Raw genomic sequence first — 14,877 nt, forward strand, 5'->3', positions numbered from 1 at the left:
GCCTGATGAGATTGGCTGCCGTCCAGGACCATCCGGTGTTCTTGGATCTCGACGCCAGCGTCGCGAAGGCCGTCGAGCTGATCGGCCGCGCCGCCGCCGACGGCGCCGACGTGATCGGTTTCCCGGAGGGGTTCATCCCGGGCCATCCCGGGTGGGGCGAGTTGCACGCGTTCGACGACCGTTTCCTCGAGCTCAACGCCCGGCTGTTCGGCAACGCGATCGAGGTGCCGTCGCGAGCGGTCGACGCGCTGCGCGGCGCCTGCCGCGACGGCGGTATCGCGGCCGTGATCGGGGCGTGCGAACGAATCCCGGGAACCACCGGCACGCTGTTCAACACCCAACTGCACATCACCGACCACGGCGAGCTGGCCGCACGGCACCAGAAGTACGTGCCGACCATCGGCGAACGCCTGGTACACGCCCCGGGACAGACCGGCAGTGTCAACAGTTCTGCGGCACAGGGCATCACGGTCAGCGGCCTGATCTGCGGTGAGAACTCCAACCCGCTCGCCCAGTACGCAGCGGCGCGCGCCTACCCGACGGTGCACGTCGCGTCGTGGCCGCAGCATTTCAGCCCGTCGCTGGCGATGGGTCCCGTCGTCGACCTGGTGCCCAGGTCGCTGGCGTACTCACTGAAGTGTTATGTGATCAGCGCGGTGACCACGGTGTCGCAGGAGATGATCGACGCGTACGGGTACGGCGGTGCCGACGCCTATCTGCGCCGGGCGGACATCGGGGCGCGGGCGGCGATCCTCGGTCCCGCCGGGCAGATCCTGGCCCGCGCCGAAAGCGATGCGCCGCAACTGGTCTGCGCCGACGTCGATCCCGGCGGCGTCATCGGTCCGAAGTTCGTCCACGACGTCGCCGGCCACTACAACCGGCCCGAGTTGTTCGCGCATCTGTTCGCGCAGCATCCCATCGAAAGCGAGGCACCATGAGCAGCCATCTGGTCTACGGGCGTGAGCACGGACTCGATCCGGCAGGCGACTTCGCGGCCTGGCTGGATCCCCGGCGCACCGCCGTCGTATCGATCGACATGCACGAGGGTCACCTGTCCGAGGATCCCGCGTGCCCGTGCCCGGCCCCGCGCGGACGCGAGATCGTCGGTGCGGTCGACGCGTTCCACCGGGCGGCCCGTGCGCACGGGGTGCCCGTCATCCACGTCCGCTCCGAAGTGCGCGCGTCGGGCGCCGACGATGTGTTGGGCACCAGCAGCAGTGCGTGGCGCGTGACGTTCCCCCACCACGTCGGACCGATCCCCGGTGCCGACGGGCACGCGTTGGCCGGCAGCAGGTGGACCGAGTTCGTCACCGAGGTCGCCCCGGCCGACGAGGTGGTGACCGGTAAGAAGCGACTGTCGGCGTTCTATCCGACCGACCTCGATTTCCTGCTGCGGCAGATGGGGATGACCGCGGTGGTGCTCGACGGCATCATGGCCGACTGCTGTGTGCTCAACACGGCGTTCGACGCATCGAACCTCGGCTACCGGGTCACCGTGCTGCAGGACCTGGTGCGCGGGACGGACGAGGCGCTGGAGGCAGCCGCGCTGGCGATGATGTCGCTACACCTCGGGTTGGTCACGACATCGCAGTCGCTGCTCGAGTGCTGGGACGGCACCGTCGGCGGATGAGGCCCAGTGACGTGACGATGTGTCGCAGGCAATGTGGCGGTAACAGACCGCCGTTACATTGACCGACACAATCGGCACGCCGGGGAGGGTCCCCGACGGGCGGAAACGGACACGTGGCAGACGAATTCAGACATGGCACGCCGGCGGGCGGCGGGGTGGACGGCGGCGCCGGCACCAAGACCATCGTCTTCGCGCTCTACGACAAAGTCACGCTGCAGGACGTCGCGGCACCGCTGGAGATCTTCGCCCGCGCCAACGACTTCGGCGCGCGGTACACGGTGCTGACCGCCTCGCCCACCGGCCGACCGGTCGGGACCACGGCGTTCGCGACCCTGAACGTCGATGTCGCGGTGGCCGACCTACCTCACACCTTCGATACGTTGGTGGTACCCGGAGGTGTCCCGGCGGACTTCACCTTCACCCCGGGCCTGCACGACATCCCGGAGGAACCGACGCCGGACTCGGTCGCGGATGCCATGGACATGGTGCGTCGGCTCGCGCCGAGGGCGCACAGGATCGCCTCCGTGTGTACCGGCTCCTTCGTGCTGGCTGCTCTCGGCCTCCTCGACGGGCGACGGGCGACGACCCACTGGGCGCACTGCCAGACCCTGGCGCGCGATTACCCGGCGGTGATCGTCGATCCGGACTCCCTCTTCGTCCAGGACGGGCCATTCATCACCGGCGCGGGCATCACCGCGGGCATCGATCTCGCGCTCGCGATGGTCGAGAGTGATTTCGGCCCGGCGGTGGCCCGCCGGGTGGCGCGGTGGATGGTGGTGTTCCTGCAAAGGCCGGGCGGGCAGGCCCAGTTCAGCGTCTGGGCCGAATCGGCGCTGCCGGTGACCGGTGGACTGCGTGAGGTGGTGGATTCGGTCATCTCGGATCCGGCCGGAGACCATTCGCTCGCCTCGATGGCAGCCCGCGCCGCTGTCAGCGAGCGGCACCTGGTTCGGGTGTTCCGGGATCAGGTCGGCATGACGCCGGCGCGCTTCGTCGAGCACGCGCGCCTGGAGGCCGCCAAAGTCCTGCTCGCGACCGGTGACCACAGTCAGGAATCCGTCGCCCGGCGCAGCGGTTTCGGCACGCCGGACACGATGCGGCGCACGTTCCGCCGCAACCTCGGCATCTCACCCGGTGTGTACCGGAGTCGCTTCCGCACCACGGGTGTCGACGTGTGACCGACTGACCAGGTGGTCACGCACCCGGGCGCCCGCATGCAGGCCACTGCGACGTGCCGCGGCATGAAACGATTCGCCGGCCATGACCAGTCCGACGGCGTTCTCCAGCCGGACATCGTGCACGTACTTTCGTAGCGTCACGCCCACCTGAGACTTGAACAGTCTTGCGAGGTGTCGCGCGCTGAGGCCGAGTTGCCCTGCCACCGTGTCGAGTTCGTAGTTTCCCGCGGGGTCGACCGCGATGGTCACCAGTAGCCGTTCGATCCCGGGGTGCTTGGGTCGCGGTGTTCGGGCAGCGACGGAGATCTGTGGATGCCCTTCCAATCGCCGTCCCAGCACCACCATTTCTATCGAGATCTCCTGTGCGACAGCGTGTCCGTAGTCGTCGCCGACCAGCGCGAGGGCCAGATCGATGCCCGCGGATGCACCCGCGGACGTCCATACCGCACCGTCGCGCACGTACACCGAGTCCAGATCGACGATGGTCGCGGGGTGGCGGGCGGCGAAGGTGTCCAGATGTCGCCAGTGCGTCGTCGCGCGCCGGCCGTCGAGCACGCCTGCGGCGGCCAGGGCGAAGGATCCTGTGCAGACCGCTGCGATCCGGCGCGACGTTCTCACCTGCGAACGGATGACTCTCGACAGATGGTGGGGTATCCCGCCGGTCACGAGGGGGGCGCCGCCGGGCACGAGCAGGGTGTCCACCGTCGCGAGCGTCGAGGCCGGGGCGGCATGCAACGTCACCCCGGATGCGCACCGGACCGTCGGCGACTCGGTCGTGGAGTACAGCCCGACCGTGTACGCGCAGCCCATCTCCCGGGCGATGTCGAAGACCTCGAGCGGACCGGCCACATCGAAAGCCCGCACGTCGTCGAACACCAGCATCGCGATGTGGCGCGGGTGGGGGTGGACGGCCGAACTCATGGCCACAGCGTGACCCTTGGTCACCTCGCGTGTGCGCCGATGTCCGGAATTGCATCCGACGTGTCTGTGTCGGTCGGTCGTGGATCGACCGATGTCCCGTTTGGGCGCAAGTTTGTCCTTCGTGGAGAACGCCCGAAAGCCCGGGGTTACATCTCCGAAACATCACGAGCCCAACGTGGTTCACGGGTCTGATGCCACGGGCCCGGTCCTGTTGGTCGAAACGAGAGTGGGGGCGGTATGGATTCGCGGTCTGCGCTCACCCTGAGCATCGGTGTGCTCGGTGGGGTTGCGGTGGCGTTCACGGCCACATTGGTCACTGTCCCGATCTGGGTGGTGTTCCTGGCATGGGCGTCGTTCTTCTTCGTCGGTGGCGGGCCGTCGGGCTGGGTCCGCTCCGTGTGCTCGAACCTGGTCGGCGTCGCGATCGCCAGCGCGAGCCTGTACGCGGCGCACGTGCTCGGCGGAAGCCTGACCGCGACCGCGATCGCGGTCGGTGTCGGCAGTGCGGTGATGGTTCAGGCCTCGTGGGTCGGGCTGCTGTCGACCACGCCTGCTGTCGTCGTCGGGTTCGCCTCCACGGTCTCGACCGTCGCCGGGACGGGCCAGCTGGTCACAGCCACGAGCATCTCCCATCCGGGGCTGGTGGCCGCGTGCGCCTGCGTGCTCGGCGCGACGTTCGGCATCGCCTCCGAGTACCTGGCCACCTTGATGACGCGACCGGCGCCCGCCGGCCGTCCCGATCCGGAAGGGGTGACGGCGTGAAACTGCAGCATTATCTCGGCGGGCTTGAGGGCCTGCCAGAACCACTGAATCTCGAGAAGAAGGTCTTCGTCGAAGACTGGGAGAAACGGATCTTCGGCATCCACGTGGCGATGATGGGCCTGAGCAACCACCTCGGCACTGCCCTGCCGCAGTATCCGGTCGAGGAGGTCCCGACGACCTTCCGGGACGAGTGGACATGGGCGTCGCTGCGTACCGGCGCCGAGGGTATGAACCCGTTCGACTATTTCAAGTTCCGCTATTACGAGAAGTGGCTCGGCGGGATCAGCCAGTTCTTCATCGACAACGGTTACGTCTCCGAGGAGGAGATCAGCGCGCTCATCGAGGCGCCTGAATCGGCGGTCGTCGAAGGCGGTGACCCGGCGATCGACGATCAGGTGATCGACTACCTGCGGCGGGGAGACAGCCCGCGCCGCGACGTCGCGCATCCGAAGTTCGCGGTGGGCGAGAGGGTGGTGATCGCCAACGCGCCGGCCGGTGCGCACACCCGTCTGCCCGGCTACCTTCGCGCCAAAGTCGGTACGGTGCAACGCATCTTCGAGGGTGACTACGGATACTTCGTCCACACCGGCGACGGCATCGGCGACCCGATGCCGATCTACATCGTCGAGTTCACCCCGGAGGAGCTGTGGGGCCCCAGGGCAGAACCGGGCGCCAATGCCCTTTACGCCGAGCTTTTCGAGGCGTATCTCCAACCCATCGAGGAGGTCAAGTGACAGAGCAGTTCGCCTATCCGTCAGAGCGTGAGAAACTCAGCGCGGACAGGGTTTCCGCGCTCGAACGGCTCCTGATCGAAAAGGGCGTGATCACCAGCCAAACCGTCGACAAGGTGTTGTCCTACTTCGAATCCGAGATGACCCCGCTCAACGGCAAGAAGATCGTGGTCAAAGCGTGGACGGATCCCGACTTCGCGGCGCGGGTCGTCGTCGACACCCCGGCAGCCATCGCGGAACTGGAGTTGCCGGAGGGGATGGCCGGCGCGGAGGGCGAGCACCTGCAGGCGGTCGCCAACACTCCCGGCGTGCACAATCTGGTGATCTGCACGCTGTGCTCGTGTTTCCCGTGGCCGGTCCTCGGACTACCGCCGTACTGGTACAAGGATCCCGTGTTCCGCGCGCGGGCCGCGCGGGAGCCCCGGACTGTCCTCGCCGAAGTCGGTGTCGAGCTCGCCGAGGACACCGAGATCAAGGTCTGGGATTCCAGCGGCCATTCACGATGGTTCGTCATCCCGGAACGGCCCGCCGGCACCGAGGAACTGACCGATGACGAGTTGATGGACCTGGTCACCACGGAGTCGATGATGGGCGTCGCACTGGCAGGACGTGCGTCGTGAAACTGCACAGCACCTGCACCACCGACCAGGCGGCCCCGTCGTTCGATCACGACTGGCAGCGCAGGGCATTCGGGCTCGCGTTGGCACTCTCGGAGTTCGGCCACTACCCGTGGAGTGAGTTCCAGCAGAGCCTCATCGAGACGATCGGCGCCTGGGAGGCCACCCCGGAAACCGACCGGGCCGAATGGGAGTACTACGACCACTGGGTTGCCGCGTTGGAGAACGTGGTCGCGCAGCGCCAGATTCTGATCAATCCGGTGGTCACCGATGACGGTGACCACGCCATCCACGACGATCACTGACCCAGCAAGAGAACGGAATTGGAATGCACATCGAGCCAGGGATAGTCGACGGCGCGAAGATCGCGCTGAGTTACGCCAGTGCGACGGGTGCCGGCGTCTACGCGGTGAGCGCGGCGTGGAAGCACGTCAAGCATCGCGGTGGCGCGTCGCTGATTCTCGGAAGTGCCGCCACGACGGTGCTGACCCTCGTGTTCTTCGAACTGTTCCCGCACTTTCCGGTCGGCGTCTCCGAAGTCCACCTCATCCTCGGGTCGACGCTTTTCCTGATCTTCGGAGCCGCGCCGGCGGCCTTCGGTCTGGCGGCGGGCCTGCTGATTCAGGGCCTGCTGTTCGCTCCGTTCGACCTACCGCAATACGGGATGAACGTCACGACACTCGTCGTGCCGCTGTTGGCACTGCAGTACGTCGCCGGGAGGACCATCGCGCCGCAAACCCGCTATGTCGACTTGAAATACCGCCAGGCGCTGACCCTGTCAGCGACCTACCAGGCCGGCATCGTGTCCTGGGTGGCGTTCTGGGCGGTCTACGGGCAGGGCGTCACTGCCGAGACATTGGCCGGCGTGGCCACTTTCGGTGCCGCCTATCTGCTGGTGATCGTGGTGGAACCGGTGGCCGATCTGGCCGTGCTCGCGGCGGCGAAGGCCGCTCAGCGGTTCAAAGACGGGGCGTGGCTGGAACCACGCCTCTTCAACCCGGCCTGAGGCCGGGCGCAGGTGACGCCCGCCGGCGCGGGAACCGCGGGAGCGATCTCGCGGGTGCGCCGGCGCTCGTCGCCGGCGATCCGTCGGGACAGCACGCGGTCGTCGCGCTTGGACAGTGTGGCTGCCTTCTCGGACAGCAGGGCGAGCTGCTGCCAGCTCAGGCCGTCGAGGTCGCCATCGGAATCGTGGGTGGCCACCACCACGCAGCCGCGCAGCAGCGGGACCGACTTGGCGGTGAAATCGGTTGTGGCCAAGAGTACTTCGGTGGCCAGCCGGTTGACGCGGCGCTGGCAGCCCTGGGTGGCCGGGCTGAACCAGAAGTCGAACTGCCGGTCGGTGCTGCTCAGGGAGTACAGGCCCTGGTCTTGGATCAGACGGTTGATGTCGGCCTCGGTATAGGCACGGGTCTCATATACGGCGCCGCTGGGGCTGAAGTACAAAACAGTGTTCATTCGTATGTTCCATTCGACTCTTTCTCGGGATCTGGGTCGGCGCCGGCGTCCCAGCGCTGTGACAAGAGTTACCCGTGTGGCAAATGGGACAAACCTCGATATCGATATGGAAACATCGGGTTTAGCTGTCCCGGCCTACCAGCGGTGGTGCCACCGGTCCCGGTAGGACCGCCCGTCGGGGTCGTAGACGGCCCGGTAGACGGGTTCGGCCCACAACCGCGTCCACCGGTTGAGTCGTTCCGGCCGGTGCGGCCGCAACCGTCCCGACGGGCGCGGCCCGCGCCGTCCGTCGTCATACCAGTCCTGCAGGGCCTGCGCCGAGGCGAGCACCGCCTCGACGGCCGACGCCGGATCGGCCAGATCGCCGTCCTGGCTGCCGTCCGGCGCGAGGTCGAGATGCTCGCGCATCAACTGCAGCCGCAGATCACGAGCGAACACCCCGGTCTCGTCGAGGACTGCGCAGGACAACTCGCTGTCGTGCGTCCACGACCGGCGGTTGAAGTTGTCACTGCCGACACATGCCCAGACGTCGTCGACGACACATACCTTCGCGTGCACGTAAACCGGTGTGCCCGAATGGTTCTCCACGTCGAAGACATGCATTCGGTGCGGGTCGACCTGATGGCACCGTTCGATGGCCAAGCGGCGGCCGACCTGATTGGGCGGCAACGCGAGTCTGCCGTCGACGTCGGGGTGGCGCGGCACCACCGCGACGACATGCAGATCCGGGTTCTCAGCCAGGGCCTGCGCGAGCAGATGCGCCACCTGCGCCGACCACAAGTACTGGTCCTCAAGGTAGATCAGCCGACGCGCCCGTCTGACGGCCTTCGTGTAGCCGCGCGCGACGCTGCGCTCGCCGTTGGGGGCGAACGCGTACTCGAAATGCGCGTCCGGGTAGGTGCGCAACACCTGCACCGAATGCGGGCCGAGCGGTTCGGGATCCGGCGGCTGCGGGGGCAGTTCACCAGGAGTCAGGTCCGCGCGACGGAGCTTGTCGGCGACCCAGGCGATCGGCGACAGCATGTCCAGCGGCGCCGGGTCGGTCCAACGCTCCCGGAACGTGGTGTCCAGGGCCCCGACCGCCGGTCCGCGAATCTCGAGCTGCACGTCGTGCCACGGGGGACGGTCCCCGTAGGCCTTGGCCATCCGGATCGGCTGCGGATCACCCCGATGCTCGGCGTCGTCGCGGCGGGAGTGACACAGGTCGATCCCGCCGGCGAACGCGACATCTCGCTCCGGGCTGCCGGGATGCCGCAGGACGACCAGCTTCTGGTGATGGGACCCGCCGAACCGGACCCTCTGGTCGAGTAACACCTCACCGCCTGCGGCCTCGATGGCCTCACCGAGATGCTGGTTCTCCTCCTCGCTGTAGGACAGCGCGTCCAGATGCGAGCGCCACACCAGGCCTTTGACGGTGACACCGCGCAGCGCGGCACGGCAGAACACCTCGGCGATCGTCGGACCCTCGGCGCGCAGGCGTTCGTCCGGGTCGCCGCGCCAGTCGGTGAAGAACACGTAGTCGCCCGGACCGAGGCTGTCGACCTCGGTGGCCAGCCGCTGGAAATAGGTCGAGCCGTGAATCAGCGGGCGCACGAAGCTGCCGGTGCACCAGTCGGGTATCGCGGTATACGGATTGCCCCGCTCGGCGCGGGTGAGAAACCAGTCCGACAGTTCGGTCATTGCCACCCATCCCGTCGGGTCGTCGGAAATACTTCGCCGGACGATGTCGTGAATCTTTGGTCGGCTCCGTCTCCTGGGATAGACGACCAACAACGGTCGCAAACCGAAGGAGACCTCGATGGCGAAGTACCTGGTGCTCAAGCACTACCGGGGTGCCCCGGCCTCGGTGAACGATGTCCCGATGGACCGCTGGGCCCCCGAGGAGGTGCGAGCCCACATTCGGTACATGCAGGACTTCGCCGACCGGCTCAAGGACACCGGCGAGTACGTCGCCAGCCACGCCCTGGCACCCGACGGCGCATGGGTGCGTCATGACGGCGACGGACGCCCGCCGGTCACCGATGGGCCGTTCGCCGAGACCAAGGATCTGATCGCCGGCTTCATGATCATCGACGTCGACTCCTATGACCGGGCCGTGGAACTCGCCGGCGAGTTGTCCGCGGCGCCCGGCGCCGGTGGGAAACCGATCCACGAGTGGCTGGAGGTCCGGCCGTTCCTGACCGCGGTGCCGCACCTCGACGATTAGATGGACACGGCACGCCTGCGGGCGCTGATCCCCGAAGTCCTGGCGATCCTGATCAAGCGTGGTGCGGACTTCGCCACCGCCGAGGACGCGGCGCAGGACGCGTTGGTACGGGCGTGGCAGACGTGGCCGCAGTCTCCGCCCGACGATCCGAAGGCGTGGCTGGTCACGACGGCATGGCACCGCTTCGTCGACCTCGCCCGGGCCGACACCGCGCGCCGCCGCCGGGAATCGGCCTTCAGCGCACAACAGGGGGAGACGCCGCCGCCGGGCCGGACCGAGTCCGTCGACGACACCCTGGCGCTGTACTTCCTGTGCGCTCATCCCGAACTGAGCCCGGCGTCGGCCGTGGCGCTGACGCTACGGGCCGTCGGCGGCCTCACCACCCGCCAGATCGCGCAGGCCTACCTGGTCCCGGAATCGACGATGGCGCAACGCATCAGCCGGGCCAAACGCACCGTCGAGATGGCCCGCCTCGGCCGGGCGGGGAACCTGCGCACGGTGCTCAAAGTGCTCTATCTGGTCTTCAACGAGGGCTACAGCGGCGACCCGGACGCCGCCGACCTCGCGGTGGAGGCGATCCGGCTCGCGCGCCAACTCGCGGCGATGACCGACGACGAGGAGGTCTCCGGGCTGCTCGCGCTGTTCCTGCTGCACCACGCACGGCGGGCGGCACGCACCCGCGCCGACGGAAGCCTCGTCCCGCTCGCCGAACAGGACCGCAGCCTGTGGCGTCGCGACCTGATCACCGAGGGCATCACGCTGCTGCAGAGTGCGCTGGCGCGCGACCGGCTCGGCGAGTACCAGGCCCAGGCCGCGATCGCCGCGCTGCACGCCGACGCGACGAGCGCCGACGAAACCGACTGGGTGCAGATCGTCGAGTGGTACGACGAACTCATCGCGCTCACCGACAGTCCCGTCGCGCGACTCAACCGCGCCGTCGCAGTCGGTGAGGCCGACGGCCCGCAGGCGGGACTGGCCGCACTTGCCGAACTCGACCCGGGGCTGCCGCGCCACACCGCCGCCGCGGCCTACCTGTACGAGAAGAAAGGCGAGACGGAGACCGCTGCGGCCCTGTACACCGCCGCCGCGACGAAGGCCCGCAGCATCGCCGAGCGTGATCACCTGACACTGCAGGCGGCCCGGCTACGGGCCGAGCGCTAGCGGTCCTCGCCCGTCGGTGACTCCGCCTCCCGGCGCTCCTCCTTGATCCGGTCCTTGCTGCGGATCAGCCGCAGCAAGGTCACCAACGTCAGCCCGCCGACCATGTTGAGCACCAGGGTGTAGCCGAACCAGGACAGCCAATCGAGATACCCGAACGGGGCGTCACCGGCGGTCAGCGCGCCGAAGATCAGCAGCGAGTCGAGGATTGAGTGGAACATCTGCAGGCCGGCCAGCAGGAACGCGCCGGCGACCGCCGCGGCGATCTTGCCCGGTACCGAATCGGTGCCGTGCTGCATCCGCGTCATCAGCGTGATCACCATGCCGCCCAAAAGGGCCAGCGCCACCGTCTCGGCGTTCAGCGGTGCGTGCACGAAGTGTTCGGCCGATGTCGTGGTCTGTTCGCGCAGCTTCGGATACGCGGTCATCACCAGCCACATGATCAGCCAGCCGCCCGCCAGGTTCGCCGCGAGTGTGCCGGACCACAACTTCAGCAGCTGGGCGGCGTTGGCGCGTTTGGCCGCGACGGTGGTGACCGGGATCAGGAAGCCCTCGGTGAACAGCTCGCTGCGGCCGAGCAGCAGCGCGAGAAAACCGACCGAGAACGCGATCCCGGCGAGCAACTGGTTACCGGTGGCGTGCAGCACCGACAGATACGCGAGCACCCCCATCGCGACCTCGGTCCCGCCGAAGAAGCCGGTCACCAGCACCTCACGCCAGGTGCGGTGCAGTCGCTGGGTGCCCTCGTCGATCATCCGGTTGAACGCGTTCTCCAACGCGTCCTCGATCGGGCTGTCGGTATCGCCGAGCTCACGCTGGCTGGTCGAGCTCATGGCAGCGCGAGTACCCACGACCGGGGCGGACGATACCGTCGGTCGCATGGATGTCGACGAGTACCGGGCACAGGATGCGACGGGGCTGGCGAAGCTGGTCGCCGACGGCGAGGTCACCGCGGCCGAACTGCTGGCGCTGGCGCGCGAGCGGGCCGCCGAGGTGAACCCGAAGATCAACGCGATCGTGCGCGACGTGCCGGTGCCCGACGGCGAGCCCCGCACGGGCCCGTTCGCCGGGGTGCCGTTCCTGATCAAGGATCTGTCTCAGGATTACGCGGGGCTGCCGACGTCGGGTGGCTCACGGTCGCTGCGGTACCTGCCGGTCGCCGAGCACGGCGCCATCGTTGCGCGCTGGCTCGACGCGGGTCTGGTGATCTTCGGCAAGACCAACACCCCTGAGTTCGGCGCGAAGGGCATCACCGAACCCGAGGTCTGGGGCCCCGCGCGCAACCCGTGGGACCTGACCCGGTCACCGGGCGGCTCCTCCGGTGGTTCGGCGGCCGCGGTGGCGGCGGGCATCGTGCCGTGCGCCGGTGCCAACGACGGCGGCGGGTCCATCAGGATCCCGGCCGCCTGCTGCGGGCTGGTCGGACTGAAGCCGAGCCGCGGGCTGACCCCGACCGGCCCGGCGTACGGCGAATCGATGCACGGCGCGGCGGTGCAGGGCGTGGTGTCGCGAACCGTCCGCGACACCGCCGGCATGCTCGACGTGATCAGCGGCGGAGAACCGTATGGCCCGTTCACCCCGGCGCTGCCCGAGATGCCGTTCGCGGCGAGCGTCGCGACCGCCCCCCGCACGCTGCGCATCGGCGTGCGGGTGCCCTCGGCGATCACCCCGCAGCCGCATCGTGAGGCGTACGCCGCGGTCGAGGCGACCACCCGTCTGCTGACCGACCTGGGACACGAGGTCGTCGAACTGTCCGAAGCCCCGTACGACGACGCCGCGCTGGCCCGCGATTTCCTGCTGACCTGGTTCGTGACGCTGGCCTGGGAGGTCGCCGAGGCCAAGCGGCTCACCGGGGCCGGTGACGAGATGTTCGAGCGGGACACACTGATCATGGCCGCGCTGGGCCGGGCCACCAGCAGCGTCGACTACCTCGACGCGGTGGCGCGCCGCCACGACCACACCCGCAGGCTCACCACGTTCTTCGAGTCGCACGACCTGCTGCTGACCCCGACGCTGGCGACACCGCCACCGAAGATCGGCGAGTTCGATCTGCCCGTCGCACTGCAGCGCGCGGCCGACGTGCTGCTCAAGACGCGCACGGCCGCGCTGCTGCGGTTCACCAAGATCGTCGACGACATGGTGGACGAGAACCTCGGCTGGGTGCCCTACACCCAACTGGCGAACATCACCGGGCGCCCGGCGATCTCGCTGCCGCTGCACTGGACGGCCGACGGGGTGCCGTTGGGGGTGCAGTTCGTCGCGCCGCTGGCCGGCGAGACGCTGCTGCTGCAGCTCGGCGCACAATTGGAGCAGGCGGCGCCATGGGCGCACCGCACGCCGCAGGTGTGAGACAGGAGCACGGCATGAAGTTCGGGATCTCCACGTTCGTCAACGAAGACACCATCGACCCGGTGTCGCTGGCGCGTGCGATCGAGGAGCGCGGCTTCACGGCGCTGGCCGTCGCCGAGCACACGCACATCCCGGCCAGCCGGGAGTCGCCGTATCCGCTCGGCGGCGAGCTGCCGAAGATCTACTACCGGACCCTGGACCCGTTCGTGACGCTGGCCGCCGCGGCGGCGGTCACGTCGACGATCGAACTGATCACCGGTATCGCGCTGCTGATCCAGCGGGACCCGATCGTCACCGCCAAGGAAGCCGCCAGCATCGACGTGATCTCCGGCGGCCGTTTCACCTTCGGCGTCGGCGCCGGCTGGAACATCGAGGAACTCCGCCAGCACGGCACCGATCCGAAGACGCGCGGTGCACTGCTGGACGAGCGCATCGAGGCGATCAAGGCGTTGTGGACCGAGGAACCGGCCGAATACCACGGCAAGTACGTGGATTTCGCTCCGTCATATCAGCGGCCGAAGCCGGTGCAGAAGCCCCATCCGCCGATCCTGATCGGCGGCGACTCCGATGCGACGGTGAGGCGGATCATCCGTCACGAAGCCGGCTGGATCTCGAATCCACTTCCGATCGAGCATCTTTCGCGCCGCATCGACCAGATCCGGGCGAGCGCGACGTACGAGGTGCCGCTGGTGCAGTTCGGCACGCCGGCGAAACCGGACTACTGGCATGCCGCGCAGGAGATCGGTTTCGGGCAACTGAACCTGCTGCTGCCGACCAAGCCGCTGGACGTATCACTGCGCCTGCTCGACGACTACGCCGAGCAGGTGCAGCGATACGGCGGCTGAACGGAATCGGTCAGGTCAGCGCTCGGCGGATTCGTACCGCTGCGCGACGGCGACGAGTTCGTCGCGGATGGTGGAGTTCGGCATCTTCGCGATCCGTGCGTACAGGCGTCGCCGATCGCGAGAGATCTGACGGGCGGCACGGTACTGCGCGAACATTTTGCGTAACTCCTGTGTGTTGGATTGAGGTCCGGCGCGAATCGGGGATCGCCCATCGGCCGGACGCTGTCCATGCTCCGTGTTACAACGACGTTAATCAAGCCGCTGACGTGTGATTTTGCGGACAGAGACCGCCGTCACACGGTCACAGCCGGCCGAGCAGCTCGGCCTTCTTGGCGGCGAATTCGGCGTCGGTGAGGATGCCGCGCTCGTGCAGTCCGGCCAGCTTCTCGATCGCGGCGATGATCGCCGAGGAGTCGTCCGGGGCCGGGTTCTCTGCCGCGGGCGCGGGGGAACCCGCCGTCTCCGCGGTGCCGATCTCACGCAGCGCCGAGATACCGAACGTGCCCAGCTGACTGGTGAACGTCAGCGTCGCCGCGGGCCCGCCCTGCTGTTGCTGGACACCGCCGATCCGATGCTCGCCGGTGTCGAAAACCCTTGTCACCCCGCCGCTCTGCACGGCCAGCCGGCGTGTCGCGGGGAACACCGCGTACCTGGTGTCGTTCTGCCCGCCGGTCGAGCTGGGGGTGCCGAGGCCGGCCGGCCACCACTGTTGCGGGGCGGCGGCCGCACCGGTGGCGGGCAGCCCGGCGAGCTCAGTGCACAGCGCGTCGACGCGCGCCTTGAGCGCGTGGTCGAACATGTCGCCGACCATCGTCATGCCGCCGCGCATCCACTGTCCCGAGCCCCCGAGTTCCGGGACCGAGAACTGCGCCATCGTGCCGCCGCCGTTGCGCACCGCGACCCACATCGCCAGCACCGAATCACGGGAAAGCCCGTGGCGGCGGGCGATGTCGTCGATCTCATGCTCCAGGTCCGGGGGTACGGCGGCAGTCATGCGTCGGTAGTACCCCACGCGGTCTCAG

Annotated in this window: 18 protein-coding genes; 12 read left to right on the forward strand and 6 right to left on the reverse strand. The window is 68.2% G+C overall.

Translation table 11 applies throughout. From position 1 onward, the window contains the following. Positions 1 to 5: 5 nt before the first annotated feature. From NTM_RS07755 to NTM_RS07765, 3 genes are all read left to right on the forward strand, one after another. Complete coding sequence (locus NTM_RS07755; protein ID WP_163765965.1) at positions 6 to 938, forward strand: nitrilase-related carbon-nitrogen hydrolase; 933 nt, start codon at positions 6 to 8, stop codon at positions 936 to 938. Next, positions 935 to 1,630, forward strand: a complete 696-nt coding sequence (locus NTM_RS07760; RefSeq protein WP_163765966.1) for a cysteine hydrolase family protein — start codon at positions 935 to 937, stop codon at positions 1,628 to 1,630. Before NTM_RS07755 ends, NTM_RS07760 begins: the two co-directional genes overlap by 4 nt. Before the next feature lie 155 nt (positions 1,631 to 1,785). Further along, positions 1,786 to 2,808 carry a GlxA family transcriptional regulator gene (locus NTM_RS07765; protein WP_163769414.1) on the forward strand — a complete coding sequence of 341 codons (1,023 nt, stop codon included), beginning with the start codon at positions 1,786 to 1,788 and terminating at the stop codon, positions 2,806 to 2,808. On the opposite strand, the gene NTM_RS07770 is transcribed toward NTM_RS07765, so the two are convergent. After that, the gene (locus tag NTM_RS07770; RefSeq protein WP_163765967.1) at positions 2,758 to 3,729 is read right to left on the reverse strand and encodes a GlxA family transcriptional regulator; all 972 of its coding nucleotides are present in this window, start codon (positions 3,727 to 3,729) and stop codon (positions 2,758 to 2,760) included. The genes NTM_RS07765 and NTM_RS07770 overlap by 51 nt on opposite strands. Positions 3,730 to 3,966: 237 nt before the next feature. Here NTM_RS07770 and NTM_RS07775 point away from each other — a divergent pair, with 237 nt between their 5' ends. Genes NTM_RS07775 through NTM_RS07795 form a run of 5 tightly spaced genes read left to right on the forward strand, consistent with a single transcriptional unit; the run spans position 3,967 to position 6,845 of the window. Next, entirely contained in the window at positions 3,967 to 4,491 is a 525-nt protein-coding gene (locus NTM_RS07775) for a DUF1097 domain-containing protein (protein WP_104865420.1), read from the forward strand. After that, positions 4,488 to 5,225, forward strand: a complete 738-nt coding sequence (gene nthB / locus NTM_RS07780; protein WP_104865421.1) for a nitrile hydratase subunit beta — start codon at positions 4,488 to 4,490, stop codon at positions 5,223 to 5,225. Before NTM_RS07775 ends, nthB begins: the two co-directional genes overlap by 4 nt. Then, complete coding sequence (gene nthA, locus NTM_RS07785; protein WP_083142507.1) at positions 5,222 to 5,842, forward strand: nitrile hydratase subunit alpha; 621 nt, start codon at positions 5,222 to 5,224, stop codon at positions 5,840 to 5,842. Before nthB ends, nthA begins: the two co-directional genes overlap by 4 nt. Next, positions 5,839 to 6,144, forward strand: a complete 306-nt coding sequence (locus NTM_RS07790) for a nitrile hydratase accessory protein (RefSeq protein WP_163765968.1) — start codon at positions 5,839 to 5,841, stop codon at positions 6,142 to 6,144. The genes nthA and NTM_RS07790 overlap by 4 nt, the downstream gene beginning before the upstream one ends. Positions 6,145 to 6,167: 23 nt before the next feature. After that, a complete protein-coding gene (locus NTM_RS07795) occupies positions 6,168 to 6,845 on the forward strand; it encodes an energy-coupling factor ABC transporter permease (RefSeq protein WP_163765969.1) in 678 nt (225 codons plus the stop codon). On the opposite strand, the gene NTM_RS07800 is transcribed toward NTM_RS07795, so the two are convergent. Beyond that, a complete protein-coding gene (locus NTM_RS07800) occupies positions 6,791 to 7,297 on the reverse strand; it encodes a hypothetical protein (RefSeq protein WP_163765970.1) in 507 nt (168 codons plus the stop codon). The genes NTM_RS07795 and NTM_RS07800 overlap by 55 nt on opposite strands. Before the next feature lie 135 nt (positions 7,298 to 7,432). Then, positions 7,433 to 8,977, reverse strand: coding sequence for a phospholipase D family protein (locus NTM_RS07805; protein ID WP_163765971.1), 1,545 nt, complete (start codon positions 8,975 to 8,977; stop codon positions 7,433 to 7,435). 118 nt (positions 8,978 to 9,095) lie between these two features. Here NTM_RS07805 and NTM_RS07810 point away from each other — a divergent pair, with 118 nt between their 5' ends. Next, positions 9,096 to 9,503, forward strand: a complete 408-nt coding sequence (locus NTM_RS07810) for a YciI family protein (RefSeq protein ID WP_163765972.1) — start codon at positions 9,096 to 9,098, stop codon at positions 9,501 to 9,503. Next, positions 9,504 to 10,664, forward strand: a complete 1,161-nt coding sequence (locus NTM_RS07815; protein ID WP_163765973.1) for an RNA polymerase sigma factor — start codon at positions 9,504 to 9,506, stop codon at positions 10,662 to 10,664. On the opposite strand, the gene NTM_RS07820 is transcribed toward NTM_RS07815, so the two are convergent. Continuing rightward, positions 10,661 to 11,494 (reverse strand): formate/nitrite transporter family protein, encoded by an 834-nt coding sequence (locus tag NTM_RS07820; protein WP_104865426.1) that lies wholly within the window; start codon positions 11,492 to 11,494, stop codon positions 10,661 to 10,663. The genes NTM_RS07815 and NTM_RS07820 overlap by 4 nt on opposite strands. A gap of 46 nt (positions 11,495 to 11,540) precedes the next feature. On the opposite strand from NTM_RS07820, the gene NTM_RS07825 reads away from it, so the two are divergent. Both NTM_RS07825 and NTM_RS07830 read left to right on the forward strand, forming a co-directional pair. Continuing rightward, positions 11,541 to 13,010 carry an amidase gene (locus NTM_RS07825; protein WP_104865427.1) on the forward strand — a complete coding sequence of 490 codons (1,470 nt, stop codon included), beginning with the start codon at positions 11,541 to 11,543 and terminating at the stop codon, positions 13,008 to 13,010. A 14-nt stretch (positions 13,011 to 13,024) separates the two neighbouring features. Then, on the forward strand, positions 13,025 to 13,855 hold the full coding sequence (locus NTM_RS07830) for an LLM class F420-dependent oxidoreductase (protein WP_104865478.1): 831 nt from the start codon (positions 13,025 to 13,027) through the stop codon (positions 13,853 to 13,855). Positions 13,856 to 13,870: 15 nt separating this feature from the next. Here NTM_RS07830 and NTM_RS28510 read toward each other — a convergent pair whose 3' ends face one another. Continuing rightward, positions 13,871 to 14,011 carry a hypothetical protein gene (locus tag NTM_RS28510; protein WP_165761562.1) on the reverse strand — a complete coding sequence of 47 codons (141 nt, stop codon included), beginning with the start codon at positions 14,009 to 14,011 and terminating at the stop codon, positions 13,871 to 13,873. Between the two features lie 145 nt (positions 14,012 to 14,156). Next, the gene (locus NTM_RS07835) at positions 14,157 to 14,849 is read right to left on the reverse strand and encodes an SHOCT domain-containing protein (protein ID WP_163765974.1); all 693 of its coding nucleotides are present in this window, start codon (positions 14,847 to 14,849) and stop codon (positions 14,157 to 14,159) included. Between the last annotated feature and the right edge of the window lie 28 nt (positions 14,850 to 14,877).

The sequence above is a fragment of the Mycolicibacterium parafortuitum genome (assembly GCF_010725485.1).
Classification (GTDB): Bacteria; Actinomycetota; Actinomycetes; order Mycobacteriales; family Mycobacteriaceae; genus Mycobacterium.